Raw genomic sequence first — 12769 nt, 5'->3', positions numbered from 1 at the left:
GCTGGGCGTTGATATCGGCCAGCCGCTGCTCGAGTTCCGGCGCCAGATGCTGGGACCGCTTGCGGGTCTCCACGAACGACAGCTTGCAGAACTCGATACCGCTGCACGCCAGCAGGTTTCGCCGCCACATCGACGGACGCCCGTGCAGGCCCAGCGGTTCCAGCTCGTCGATCAGCTGGTCGACCTTGTCGTCGGGCACGTCGAGCACGATCAGCTTCTGGTACGGGGTGAAGCGGATGCGGTCGGAGCCGATGCGCTCCACGGCGTCGGCGACCTGGGTGAGGATGCTGCCCGTGACACGGCCGGCGATGGGGGAGAACCCGACCGCGTTGAGCCCGTTGCGCAGCTTCTGCACGCCGACGTGGTCGATGGGGCGGGTCGGCTGCTCCGGCGCGGGGCCGTCGATCAGCTTCCGCTTCAGGTACTCCGTTTCGAGAACTTCGCGGAATTTTTCGATGCCCCAGTCCTTGATCAGGAACTTCAGCCGGGCCTTGGTGCGCAGGCGGCGGTAGCCGTAGTCGCGGAACAGCGAGACGACGGCCTCCCAGACGTCGGGCACCTCGTCCAGCGGCACCCACGCGCCGACGCGCTGCGCCAGCATCGGGTTGGTGGACAGCCCGCCGCCGACCCACAGATCCAGGCCGGGGCCGTGCTCGGGATGCTCGACGCCGACGAAGGCGACGTCGTTGATCTCGTGAACGACGTCCTGCTGGCCGGAGATCGCGGTCTTGAACTTGCGGGGAAGGTTCGAGTACTCCTTCTTGCCGATGTAGCGGCGCGTGATCTCCTCGATCGCGGACGTGGCGTCGAGGACCTCGTTCAGCGACTCGCCCGCCAGCGGCGAGCCCAGGACGACGCGGGGGCAGTCGCCGCAGGCCTCGGTCGTCTGCAGGCCGACCGACTCGAGGCGCCGCCAGATCTCGGGGACGTTCTCGATCTCGATCCAGTGGTACTGCACGTTCTCGCGGTCGGAGAGGTCGGCGGTATCGCGCCCGAACTCCGTGGAGATGCCGCCGAGGGTGCGCACCTGCTCGACGTTCAGCGCGCCGCCGTCGCAGCGCACCCGCATCATGAAGTACTTGGCCTCGAGCAGGTCGATGTTCTCGTCGCCGGTCCAGGTGCCGTCGTAGCCCTGCTCGCGCTGAGTGTAGAGGCCCCACCAGCGGAAGCGGCCGCGCAGGTCGCTCTTGTCGATGGAGTCGAAGCCGCCCTTGGCGTAGATGTTCTCGATGCGGGCGCGGACGTTGAGCGGGTTGTCGTCCTTCTTGCTCTGCTCGTTCGGGTTCAGCGGCTCGCGGTAGCCGAGCGCCCACTGACCCTCGGACTTGCGGCGGACCGGCTTACCGGTGCGCTCGCGTGGGGCGTTGCCGGTCTGGGCACGCGAACGAACCCGGCGCTCGCGAGCGGCTTGCTCGCGCTCGCGGGCGACTTCTTGTTCGCGCGTCGCGCGGGACTCTGAGTTGGGACCGGCGTCGGTACTCGACGTCATAGGGTCGCTCCTGCGGATGGATCAGGCCTTGCGGCAGGCGGGAGGGGCTGGCTCACGCCTTCGGTATTCGGGCGGCCGGGAGAATAGCGTCGAAAGGACGCCGCAGTCGGTAGAAGGCCGCGCTACCGGAGGCAATCCGGCAGACAGCTGGCACTGCAGACACGCTTGAAGTCGACGTGGCGACGCGCCACCAGTCGTACTCCGAGCCCAGTCATGCAGCCTATTGTGCCATGTCAGCGGGGTCGTTCCGACCGCCTACCCATATTTTCCGCGAATTCGAGGGAAATTCCCTGGACGGCCGTCCTAATTTGTGAGATCCGTCATAGATCGACGCACCGAAACGGCCGAAATGATCTCCGGCTCTTGACCTCTACCTTTGTTCGGGTCTCAGGATCGTCCCATGACAACTACGCAGGCCGATCTCGATGCCATCCACGACGTCGTCGGCACCGTTCAGCACGCCCAGCGGAACGAACTCGTCGACGAGTTCGTCGGCCTGTTCCATCCCGATGCGATCTGGACCACAGGCGGCGGCAAGCTGCTCGTCGGGCGGGACGCCATCGCCGAGTTCACCGCCTCGGTTCTTCCCGGTGCCATGCGTGCCGGGACCGCGACGTACGAGGTGGTTCTCGTGCGCTTCCTGCGTCCCGATGTCGCCGCGGTGAAGGTGCGGCAGCTGTACTTCGACAATGCGGGGGAGGTCACCGGCGAGGGGTCGCCGATGTACGTGATGACCCGGTCCGACGGCCGATGGCTGTTGAGCGCCTGCCAGAACACGGAGGTGCCCCGGGGGTGAGGCCGGTTCCACGTCACAACCGGGTGGTGGGCAGACTGGGACGGTGACTTCGATTGCTGGTGGGACTGCCGCGGAACTCGGTTCGGCGGCTCCGGTGCTGACCGATTTCGGCGGCGGTCCCTTCGGCATCTACGTGCACGTGCCGTTCTGTGCGACGCGGTGCGGGTACTGCGATTTCAACACCTACACGGCGGGGGAGTTGGGCAGCTCGTCGTCGCCGCGGTCGTGGATGGAGGCGCTGCGGGGTGAATTGGCTACGGCCGCAAGCGTATTCGGCGCGTTGCCGGGTTCGCAGCCGGAGGTGTCGACGATCTTCGTCGGGGGTGGGACGCCGTCGCTGCTCGGGGGTGACGGGCTGGCGGAGGTGCTGGACGCGGTCCGGGCGAACTTCGTGCTCGCCGACGGGGCCGAGGTCACGACGGAATCCAATCCGGAGTCGACCTCGCCGCGGTTCTTCGAGCGGATCCGGGCGGCCGGGTTCACGCGGGTGTCGCTGGGTATGCAGTCCGCCGCCGAACACGTGTTGCGGGTGCTCGATCGCACGCATACGCCCGGCCGGGCCGTGGCCGCCGCGCGCGAGGCCCGGGACGCCGGATTCGACCACGTCAATCTCGATCTCATCTACGGGACGCCGGGTGAGACGGATGCCGACCTGGACGCCAGCCTCGACGCGGTCCTCGCCGCCGGCGTCGACCACGTCTCCGCGTATTCGCTGATCGTCGAGGACGGCACCGCGCTGGCCCGCAGGGTGCGCCGCGGCGAACTCCCCGCCCCCGACGACGACGTCCTCGCCGCCCGCTATGAGCAGATCGACACCCGCCTGACCGCTGCCGGCCTCACCTGGTACGAGGTATCCAATTGGGCCGCAAGCGATCCCGCCCGCTGCCGCCACAACCTCGGCTACTGGGGCGGCGGCGACTGGCTGGGCGCCGGCCCCGGCGCCCACAGCCACCTCGGCGGCGTCCGCTGGTGGAACGTGAAGCACCCGTCCCGCTACGCCGACCGCGTCACCCAGGGCACCCTCCCCGCCGCCGGCTGGGAGTCCCTGACCCCCGAAGAGCGCTACACCGAACGCGTCATGCTCACCGTCCGCCTCCGCACCGGCCTACCCCTGGACGCCCTGAACCCCTCCGGCCGATCCGCAGCCCAGCGAGTAATCGCAGACGGCCTCGCCACCCGCTCCGGTGACACCATGACCCTCACCGACCGCGGCCGCCTACTCGCCGACGCCGTCGTCCGAGACCTCCTGACCTGATGCCCCGGGTCGCGGCCGAGAATCGACTGGGCCTTTTTCCACGGCGGCAGCGAAAGCGGGGTGGGCGCGAATTGTCACCGAATTCTCCGACACGATCGGCCGGCATCTCACGAATTGCTGTGCCTTCGCGAAAAACAGAACGGCAGTGAGTGTGCCTATGGGCAACCAGAACGGAAAGAATGCGATGATCAGCGGAATATAGAGTTCCGCCGGTCCCGCTGCGCGCGTAATGGCAGCCGCAAGGAGTATTACCGGCCCGAGCAGCAGGACAGTTCGGCCGAGCAGCCGCAGCCCGCGCTGTCGGCGGAGGCATGTCCCACACAATGGCCATTCGCCGTATAGGACCGCGTTGACATCGAGCGCCGGGAACGCCCAGTTCAGGAAGAGGTCGCGGGTGAGTTGCCAGAAATCTGATATCGCGAGTCGGGTGCATCCGTTTCTTCTCGCCCCAGGCAATCTCCGCTTCGGGGCGCTTCGACACCGTTAGCGGCACGTCCATCTCGTCTTCGGGGAAGTCGTTCATCGCTCCCGCCGATTGCCGCGGACGATATCGGGCAGGTCCGGCTTCAGGATGTTGTGTGGCATCGGTGGTTCCCCCTCGACGTGATCGCAGACTGTAGCAACGGGTGTCGGCTGCGGGCCTGGTCGGGTGGTCGGGCCGGGGCGGATTCGACCGTTGGGCTGAGGTGGGGTGCTGGGCGGTGTAGCGTTCGACGCAACCCCGAGGAGTCCCATGCCGCAGGCCCGTACACCCTTTGTCAACGATCAGAGCGAGTTCGCCGAGTCACGCGCCGCGGAGAGGGCAGAGGGTGCGCGCCGGCGTGCTCTGGCTGCCCGTGCGGTCGCGAGTCATGCGTCGGATGCCGCCGATTGCGAGTCGCTACTGGCCATGCTGGGCCTCGACGCCGCAGCGGGGAAAGAAGCTCACCCCGACTGAGAACAGGGTGTGATCAGCGCCTCGTCCGGTTCTACGACGGGGTGCGCCGAGCCGTCGCGCCCATGCCGCGGCGGCTTTCCACTCTCCCCTCGACGCCACAACCACCAGGGTTGGAACCGGTGCGCGGGGGATTTGCGGCTGTGCACTTAGACTGGAGGGGGATGAACCGGGGATCCGTGTGATCGCGTCGTGCCGTGGCGCGGGCGGATGCCCGGCGGAGCCGAGGGCAAGCGAGGAGGTAGGGCCGATGCCGAGCACGGAACAGCGGCGGATCGAGGTCCTGCGTGCCATCGTCGCGGACTACATCGCGACCAAGGAGCCGATCGGGTCGAAGACCCTGGTCGACCGGCACAATCTGGGTGTGTCCAGCGCCACCGTGCGCAACGATATGGCGGTGCTCGAGGCCGAGGGCTACATCGCCCAGCCGCACACCAGTTCCGGGCGCATACCCACCGACAAGGGCTACCGGCAATTCGTCGATCACATCGCCGAGGTCAAGCCGCTGTCGCCGGCGGAGCGCCGGGCCATCATCGATTTCCTGGAGAGCGGCGTCGACCTGGACGACGTGCTGCGTCGCGGCGTGCGGCTGCTCGCGCAGCTGACCAGGCAGGTCGCGATGGTGCAGTACCCGACCGTCTCGGCGTCGACGGTCCGCCATCTCGAGGTCGTCGCGCTCAATCCGGCGCGCCTGCTGCTCGTGGTCATCACCGATACCGGCCGCGTCGACCAGCGCCTCGTCGATCTGGGCACGGTCGTCGACGACGAGGATCTGGCCGCGCTCCGCGCCATGCTCGGTAAGGCCATGGACGGCAAGCGCCTGTCGGCGGCCTCCGCGGCGGTGGCCGAACTCCCCGTCGACGCCCCGCCGCGACTGCGCGATGTTCTGGTCCGCGTGTCCACGGTGCTGGTGGAGACGCTGGTCGAACATCCCGAGGAGCGGCTGGTGCTGGGTGGCACCGCCAACCTGACCCGTAATGTAGGGGACTTCGGCTTCCCCGGCTCGCTGCGTTCGGTGCTGGAGGCGCTCGAAGAGCAGGTGATCGTATTGAAACTACTGGCCGCCGCGCAGGAACCGGGCATGGTGACCGTGCAGATCGGCGAGGAGACGCAGGTGGAGCAGATGCGTGGCACCTCCGTGGTGTCCACCGGGTACGGTGTGCCGGGTACCGTGCTCGGGGGGATGGGAGTGCTCGGCCCTACCCGCATGGATTATCCCGGGACCATCGCTTCGGTGGCGGCGGTCGCTCGATACATCGGCGAGGTACTCGCCGAGCGATGAGCCGGCCACGGCCGCAAGGGTTGTGAGCGGAACAGAATCGGAACAGGACTAGAGACGCAAGTGGCACGGGACTACTACGGAATTCTCGGCATCGGCCGCAACGCGACCGATCAGGAGATCAAGCGCGCCTACCGGAAGCTGGCGCGAGAACTGCACCCCGACGTCAATCCGGACGCGGACGCGCAGGAGAAGTTCCGCGACGTGTCGACCGCCTACGAGGTGCTGAGCGACCCCGAGAAGCGGCGCATCGTCGATATGGGCGGCGACCCGATGGAGTCGGCGGGCGGCGGCGCGGGCGGTTTCGCCGGGGCCGGATTCGGTGGTCTGGGCGATGTCTTCGAGGCGTTCTTCGGCGGGATGAATTCGGGCGGTCCGCGCCGGCCGCGCGGCCGTGTGCAGCCGGGCGCCGATTCGCTGTTGCGGACGCGGCTGTCGCTGGCCGAATGCGCGGTCGGGGTCACCAAGCACCTGACCGTCGACACCGCCGTCCTGTGCGATACCTGCCAGGGCGCGGGCACCAACGGCAATTCGAAGCCGGTGCGCTGTGAGACCTGCGCCGGCGCGGGCGAGGTGCAGACCGTGCAGCGCTCGTTCCTCGGCCAGGTCATGACCTCCCGGCCGTGCCCGACCTGCCGCGGCACCGGCGAGACCATTCCGGACCCCTGCCGCAAGTGCGGCGGCGACGGCCGGGTGCGGTCGCGCCGCGAGATCGCCGCGCCGATCCCCGCGGGTGTCGCCAACGGCATGCGGGTGCGGCTGGCCGCGCAGGGCGAGATCGGCCCCGGCGGCGGCCCGGCCGGTGACCTGTACGTCGAGATCGTCGAGCAGCCGCACGACACGTTCGTCCGCGACGGCGACGACCTGCACTGCACGATTCGGGTGCCGATGGTGGACGCCGCGCTGGGCACCACCGTGGTGATCGACACGATCCTAGACGGCCCGACCGAGCTGACGATTCCCGCGGGCACCCAGCCCGGCGAGGTGTCGGTGCTGCGCGGGCACGGCATGCCGAAGCTGCGGTCCAGTGCGCGCGGCGATCTGGTCGCCCACCTGGACATCGTGGTGCCGACGAAGCTGGACAACAAGCAGTCGGAGTTGCTGCGCAAGTACAAGTCGACCCGCAACGGTGAGCGCACCGAGGTGCTGTCGGCGCAGTCCGAGCACAACAGCGGACTCTTCGCGCGGTTGCGGGCCTCGTTCAGCGGGCGCTGAAACGGGCGTGGCCGCAACGGTTTTCTACCTCGACGACATCCCGGAGCCGGGTGCGATCGCGGTGCTGGACGGTGCGGAGGGCCGGCACGCGGCGACCGTGCGGCGGATCCGGGTCGGCGAACCGATCACGCTCTCCGACGGCGCGGGCGTACTGGCCGAGTCGGAGGTCGTTGCGGCACAGAAGGATCGGCTCGAACTTCAGGTCTCGAGCCGATCGCTCGCCGAACCCGTCGCACCGCCGGTGACCGTGGTTCAGGCGCTGCCCAAATCGGATCGGTCCGAGCTGGCGGTGGAGTTGATGACCGAGGCGGGTGCCGACGTCATCGTTCCGTGGCAGGCCGCGCGCTGCGTGTCGAACTGGGAAAGCAAGGCGCGCAAGGGCGTCGACAAGTGGCGGGCGGCCGCGCGGTCCGCCGCGCGGCAGTCGCGCCGGGCCTACATTCCCGAGGTGACCGATCTGCACCGCACTGCGGATGTGCTGGGGCTGGTGCGAAAGGTCAAGGCGGACAACGGTGTCGTCGCCGCACTGCACGAGTCGGGCGCCTCCCGCTTCACGGACCTTCCCTTCGCGGGGACGTCCGGTGTCGTGCTGATCGTCGGCCCGGAGGGCGGCCTGGACGACAGCGAACTGACCGCCCTCGCCGACGCGGGCGCGGTTCCCGTCCTGCTGGGTCCCACGGTCCTGCGCACATCCACCGCCGCCGCGGTCGCCCTGGGGGCCTTGGGCGCTCTGACCCCGCGCTGGTAGCACCGGCTGTAAAGCCCTGCGCCCCGGTGAGATGCGCCGACTTACTCGTCCGTGTGCGGACGTAGGCGTCTTCACTGGTTCAGGCCGGCCCGTGCTTGCAGGCTGGGTGCGTCAGTCGGCGTCCGTACCGGACGCGTCAGCTCTGTTCCGTATCGGATGCGTGAGACACGGGCAGTGCCGACCTTCTCGGGGTTCGATCGGTGAGATCGGCTCCAGCCGTGCGGAATCGGCACGGAAGGGTCGGCACTGCGCGGGCCGTCAGGCTCCCGGCGGCGGGGGGAGCGGTGCGCCGGGCGGAGGAGGCAGGGGCTTGCCGTCGGGGCCCAGCGGCGGCGGGCACGGCTTGCCGTCCGCACCGTTGGGCGGGGGCAGGGGGCGACCGTCCGGGCCGAGCGGCGGGGGCAGCGGCTTACCGTCGGGACCGAGCGGAGGCGGCTGGCAACCTTCGGGAGCCTGCTGGTGGGCCGGGGTCGCCGACGGGGCGAGCGCCGCGGCGGAGCCGGCCGTGATCAGTCCCGCGCCCGCCAGCGCGGCGGATACGAGAATGGTGGCCATCCGAAGCTTCATACGTATTCCTTCGTCTCGAACGGTGTTGTCCGTCATGGCATTAGACGGACCGGTCGGGGTGTGGTTCCCACGGCCCGTTCGAATGTGTCGCACCTCACATGGGGCGACATGGGACCAGCGATCGACCAGGCCCCGGCGTGCCGATCGTCCGCGGACCTGGCAGAGTTCGCGGCGAGAGACGGAGGTCGAGCATGGCGCACGAAATCACCACGCGGCGAGTCGATATCGAGGTGGAGGGCTCGCCGATGGCCGCCTACGTGGCGCGGCCCGCGGGCGAGGACGCCTTTCCCGTCGTCCTGGTCGGCGCCGAGCTGTGGGGCCTGACGCCTGAGGTGCGCGCGATCGTCGACCGCGTCGCGGCACTCGGCTATGTCGCCGTCGCGGTGAACGTCTATCACCGCTTGGGTCCGCGAACGGCCGAGGGATTGACCGAAAGCGCGGAGAACCGGGCACTCGCCTTCGAATGGCTCGGGCAGCTCACCCGCGACGGCGTCGAGGCCGATCTGCGGGCCGCGCTGGCCCATGTACGCGAGCATGCGGGCGCCTCCGGCAGGACCGGATTGCTGGGCTTCAGTCTCGGCGGGCACCTGGCCTATTTCGCGGCGACCAGGCTCGATATCGCTGCGGCCGCCATCTACTACCCGGGCTGGCTGACCGAGTCGGGCACCGCACTGAGCAAGCCCGATCCGCTGCTGGCTCACACCGGCGAGATCGCACAACGCGACGTCCGCATCTTGATGCTCTTCGCCGAACTCGACCACGTCATCGATGCCGCCCAGCGCGACCACATCGCCACCGCGCTCACCGAAGCCGGTGTGCGCCACGACCTGGTCGTCTACCCGGGCGCCCACCACGCCTTCTTCTTCCCCGGCCGCGAGCCCTACAACGAGCCCGCCGCGACCGACTCCTGGACCCGCACAACAGAGCTGTTCGCCACCGAACTGCATCGATAGGCCACCCTAGTGGTATCAGTCGCTACGCGGCGTTTCGGATCCTTCCCGACGATATGGCGTGACCGCGGGCCGATCGGGCGAGGGTTGTGGTGAGGGCGATCGCGATGGCGAGTAGGGCTCCGACGTATCCCGTGAGACCTGCCCAGCCGTGGTGGCCGTAGGCGATGCCGGCGGCGCCGCCGGCTATCGAGCTGCCGAGGTAGTAGGCGAAGAGGTAGAGGGAGGAGGCGGCGGCGCGGTTGCCGGTGGCGGCGGCGCCGACCCAGCCGCTGGCGACGGAGTGGGCGCCGAAGAAGCCCGCCGTGCAGAGCAGGATGCCGAGCAGGACGAAGGGGAGGCTGTCGGGGAGGGAGATCAGCAGTCCGACGGCCATGACCGCGACGGAGAGGGCGAGTATCCGCGGGCGGCCGTGGCGGTCGGCCATGCGGCCCGCGGTCGCGGAGGTGACAGTTCCCGCCAGGTACATCAGGAACACCAGACCCGCTGTGGCGGCGGACAATCCGAACGGCGCATCGATCAGCCGGTAGCCGAGGAAGTTGTACAGCGAGACGAATCCGCCCATCAGCACGAACGCCAGGCCGAACAGGGCGAGTAGCGTGCGGTGACGCAGGTGACCCGCGAGATCGCTTGTCAGCGACCGGATTCCGAGCGGCCGGGCCTCGAACCGGCGCGACGGGGGCAGGCACCGCACGAACCAGATCGTGCACAGCGCCGCCGCCACCGCGACCGCGGCGTCGCCCCACCGCCACGACGCCACCTCGAGGGTGAAGGCCGGCAGCAGCCGTCCCGCCAGCCCGCCGATGCTGGTGCCCGCGACGTAGACGCCCATGGCCGCGCCGAGCCCGGCGGAGCCGATCTCCTCGGCCAGATACGCCATCGCCACCGCGGGCACCCCGGCCAGCGCCAGACCCTGGATCGCGCGCCCGGCGAGCAGGACGTCCAGGTTCGGGCTGAGCGGCAGCAGCAGGCCGATCACGCTCGACACCACCGCCGACACGATCATCACGCGGGTGCGGCCGAACCGCCCCGACAGCACGCTCACCGGCACGATCGCCAGGGCCAGCAGCCCGGTCGTCAGCGAGACCGCGAGCGCCGCGCGGGCGGGCGTCGCGGCAAAGGCCACCGACAGGCTCGGCAGCAGCGCCTGCGCGCTGTACATCGAGGCGAAGGTGGTCAGGCCCGCCGCGAACAGCGCCACCGTGATCCGCCGTTCGTGTGTCGCGGTATCGGGCGAGGCGGCGGCTGCGGTGGTCATGACCCCAGCATCGGCCCGGGCACACTTCGAAAGGAAATGCATAATGATTGCGAAGTTCATGCCGCAGGAGCATTAGCAGAGGTCCGGAGGGAGCGGCCGCCCGTGCCGAGTGACGATTTGCACTGGTTTCTCACGCTCGCCGAGCTGGAGCGGGTCGGGGCCGCCGCGGATCAGCTGCATCTCGTGCAGCCGACGCTTTCGCGCATGCTGGCCAGGCTCGAGCACCGCCTCGGGGTGCGGCTGTTCGACCGGCACGGAAAACGCCTGACGCTCAACGAGTTCGGCCGCGTCTACTACGAGCACGCCCGCCGCGCCCAAGCCGAACTGGATGCCGCCGCACGGGAATTGGCCGACCTCGCCAACCCCGCCAAAGGCGTGGTGCGCCTGACCTTCCTGCACACCTTCGGCGCACGGCTGGTGCCGCAGCTGGTCGCCGACTTCCGCCGCGGTTCGGGCCGCATCACCTTCGTGCTCAGCCAGGATGCCGCTGCGGCCGTGACGGCCCGGGTCCTGGACGGATCCGCCGACCTCGGTCTGGTCTCGCCGAAACCCGCCGCGTCCGGGCTGGGCTGGCGCACCCTGCTGCGGCAGCGGCTCGCCTTGGCGGTCCCGGCCGACCACCGTCTCGCGGGACGACGGCAAGTCCGGCTGGCCGAGGCCGCCGATGCGGAATTCGTGGCCATGCCCGCGGGCTTCGGCATGCGCCGCATCCTCGACGACCTGTGCGCCGCCGCCGACTTCCGCCCCCGCATCGCTCTGGAGTCGACCGATCTGGTGACGGTCGCGGGCCTGGTCGGGGCCGGTCTGGGCGTCGCGCTGTACCCGCTGGAGGAGGAGCCGCCGGTGCGGGGACCGCAGCCGGGGCCGGTGCTGGTGCCGCTGGCGGATCCCGGCGCCTCCCGTGCGGTCGGGCTGATCTGGTCGGCGGATGCCGCCCCCTCGGAGGCGGTGCGGCGCTTCCGCGACTTCGCCTTCGATCGGGCGCAGCGGTGAGTAGGGGTAGGTACCCGGTTCGCGCCAGGCGAAACTATCCGGAACGCGCCCGTGACCTGCTGGTAGCCGCATATTCACTGGGCTCTGTCGGTAGGCCGCGTTAAACTTTCATCACACGAGACCACAGGTTCGAGACCGGAAGCAGGCCATAGCACCTATTGCGAACTCCAGGCGACATCGGCGACCCGACAACCCCACAGGCCGGCATCGGAGCCGGCGGCAACGGCTCGAGCCCTGCCGCACGGACCGTCCGCTCCAGCATCGAACTCGCACCTGAGTCCGTCTTCGGCTTCCTCGGCTCGGCCGACGCGAACCTCCGGGAACTCGAGCGCCTGCTCGACGCCGATATCCACGTCCGAGGCAATTCGGTGACCCTGACCGGCCGCGCCGCCGATGTGGCGCTGGCTGAGCGCGTGGTCGAGCAATTGGTGGCGCTCACCGGCCGCAACCGCGTCGTCACGCCCGAGGCGGTCCGGCACACGTACTCCATGCTCACCGAGGGCTCCTCGGATTCCCCGGCCGAGGTCCTGAGCCTGGACATCCTGTCCCGGCGCGGGAAGACCATCCGCCCCAAGACACTGAACCAGAAGCGCTACGTCGACGCGATCGACGAGAACACCATCGTGTTCGGCATCGGTCCCGCCGGCACCGGCAAGACTTACCTCGCGGTCGCGAAGGCCGTGCAGGCGCTGCAGACCAAGCAGGTCAACCGGATCATCCTCACCCGCCCTGCGGTGGAGGCGGGCGAGCGCCTGGGCTTCCTGCCGGGCACGCTGAACGAGAAGATCGATCCGTACCTGCGCCCGCTCTACGACGCGCTGCACGACATGATGGATCCGGAGGCGATCCCGAAGCTCATGCAGTCGGGCGTGATCGAGGTGGCGCCGCTGGCCTACATGCGCGGCCGGTCGCTCAACGATTCGTTCATCATCCTGGACGAGGCGCAGAACACCACGCCCGAGCAGATGAAGATGTTCCTGACCCGGCTCGGGTTCGGTTCCAAGATCGTCGTCACCGGTGACATCACCCAGGTCGATCTCCCGGGCGGCACGCGTTCGGGCCTGCGCGTGGTGAGCGACATCCTCATGGACGTCGACGACATCCACTTCGCCGAACTGACTTCGAGTGACGTGGTCCGCCACCGCCTGGTCGCCGAGATCGTCGACGCCTACGGCCGCTACGAGGCCGAGGAGCGCCCGCAGCAGCTGCCCCACTATCCGGGCAACCGCGCCCAGCGTCGCGCGGCCAGCCGTGCCGGGCGGCGGTAAATCCTCCGTCACCTCCG

General features: G+C 69.2%; 12 protein-coding genes. 8 read left to right on the top strand and 4 right to left on the bottom strand.

From position 1 onward, the window contains the following. The coding region (locus ON41_RS37060) for a nitrite/sulfite reductase (protein WP_040753695.1) at positions 1–1489 on the bottom strand (1489 nt) is incomplete at its 3' end. Between the two features lie 122 nt (positions 1490–1611). Beyond that, positions 1612–1704 carry an Ms4527A family Cys-rich leader peptide gene (locus tag ON41_RS43915; protein WP_373281383.1) on the bottom strand — a complete coding sequence of 31 codons (93 nt, stop codon included), beginning with the start codon at positions 1702–1704 and terminating at the stop codon, positions 1612–1614. Between the two features lie 185 nt (positions 1705–1889). Between ON41_RS43915 and ON41_RS37055 the strand changes: the two genes are divergently transcribed. The 5 genes from ON41_RS37055 (at position 1890) to ON41_RS37035 (ending at position 7716) form a co-directional block, all read left to right on the top strand. Beyond that, entirely contained in the window at positions 1890–2285 is a 396-nt protein-coding gene (locus ON41_RS37055) for an SgcJ/EcaC family oxidoreductase (protein ID WP_040753690.1), read from the top strand. 52 nt (positions 2286–2337) lie between these two features. Continuing rightward, positions 2338–3540, top strand: a complete 1203-nt coding sequence (hemW, locus tag ON41_RS37050; RefSeq protein WP_083905907.1) for a radical SAM family heme chaperone HemW — start codon at positions 2338–2340, stop codon at positions 3538–3540. A 1184-nt stretch (positions 3541–4724) separates the two neighbouring features. Continuing rightward, complete coding sequence (gene hrcA / locus ON41_RS37045; protein WP_040753682.1) at positions 4725–5756, top strand: heat-inducible transcriptional repressor HrcA; 1032 nt, start codon at positions 4725–4727, stop codon at positions 5754–5756. A 60-nt stretch (positions 5757–5816) separates the two neighbouring features. Next, positions 5817–6968: a molecular chaperone DnaJ gene (dnaJ, locus tag ON41_RS37040; protein WP_040753679.1), complete on the top strand. Its 1152-nt coding sequence runs from the start codon at positions 5817–5819 to the stop codon at positions 6966–6968. Positions 6969–6975: 7 nt separating this feature from the next. After that, positions 6976–7716 carry a 16S rRNA (uracil(1498)-N(3))-methyltransferase gene (locus ON41_RS37035; RefSeq protein WP_040753677.1) on the top strand — a complete coding sequence of 247 codons (741 nt, stop codon included), beginning with the start codon at positions 6976–6978 and terminating at the stop codon, positions 7714–7716. A 258-nt stretch (positions 7717–7974) separates the two neighbouring features. Here the strand turns inward: ON41_RS37035 and ON41_RS37030 are convergent, their stop codons facing one another. Then, positions 7975–8283: a hypothetical protein gene (locus ON41_RS37030; protein WP_040753675.1), complete on the bottom strand. Its 309-nt coding sequence runs from the start codon at positions 8281–8283 to the stop codon at positions 7975–7977. Positions 8284–8474: 191 nt separating this feature from the next. Between ON41_RS37030 and ON41_RS37025 the strand changes: the two genes are divergently transcribed. After that, positions 8475–9236: a dienelactone hydrolase family protein gene (locus ON41_RS37025; protein ID WP_051163369.1), complete on the top strand. Its 762-nt coding sequence runs from the start codon at positions 8475–8477 to the stop codon at positions 9234–9236. 22 nt (positions 9237–9258) lie between these two features. Here the strand turns inward: ON41_RS37025 and ON41_RS37020 are convergent, their stop codons facing one another. Next, positions 9259–10491 carry an MFS transporter gene (locus ON41_RS37020; protein WP_051163367.1) on the bottom strand — a complete coding sequence of 411 codons (1233 nt, stop codon included), beginning with the start codon at positions 10489–10491 and terminating at the stop codon, positions 9259–9261. Positions 10492–10593: 102 nt separating this feature from the next. Here ON41_RS37020 and ON41_RS37015 point away from each other — a divergent pair, with 102 nt between their 5' ends. Beyond that, a complete protein-coding gene (locus tag ON41_RS37015) occupies positions 10594–11484 on the top strand; it encodes a LysR family transcriptional regulator (protein ID WP_040753672.1) in 891 nt (296 codons plus the stop codon). Between the two features lie 206 nt (positions 11485–11690). Continuing rightward, a complete protein-coding gene (locus tag ON41_RS37010; RefSeq protein ID WP_040753990.1) occupies positions 11691–12752 on the top strand; it encodes a PhoH family protein in 1062 nt (353 codons plus the stop codon). Positions 12753–12769: the final 17 nt, after the last annotated feature.

Source organism: Nocardia transvalensis NBRC 15921, assembly GCF_000308875.1.
Lineage (GTDB): Bacteria > Actinomycetota > Actinomycetes > Mycobacteriales > Mycobacteriaceae > Nocardia > Nocardia transvalensis.
The sequence above is the reverse complement of the archived record's forward strand: the minus strand, read 5'-3'. Positions and strand labels throughout refer to the sequence as shown.

Bases quoted from the DNA above. Each gene is read 5' to 3' on its own strand.
- ON41_RS43915 (WP_373281383.1), bottom strand. From the start codon at position 1,704: ATGACTGGGCTCGGAGTACGACTGGTGGCGCGTCGCCACGTCGACTTC.
- ON41_RS37055 (WP_040753690.1), top strand. From the start codon at position 1,890: ATGACAACTACGCAGGCCGATCTCGATGCCATCCACGACGTCGTCGGC.
- hrcA (WP_040753682.1), top strand. From the start codon at position 4,725: ATGCCGAGCACGGAACAGCGGCGGATCGAGGTCCTGCGTGCCATCGTC.
- ON41_RS37030 (WP_040753675.1), bottom strand. From the start codon at position 8,283: ATGAAGCTTCGGATGGCCACCATTCTCGTATCCGCCGCGCTGGCGGGC.
- ON41_RS37025 (WP_051163369.1), top strand. From the start codon at position 8,475: ATGGCGCACGAAATCACCACGCGGCGAGTCGATATCGAGGTGGAGGGC.
- ON41_RS37020 (WP_051163367.1), bottom strand. From the start codon at position 10,491: ATGACCACCGCAGCCGCCGCCTCGCCCGATACCGCGACACACGAACGG.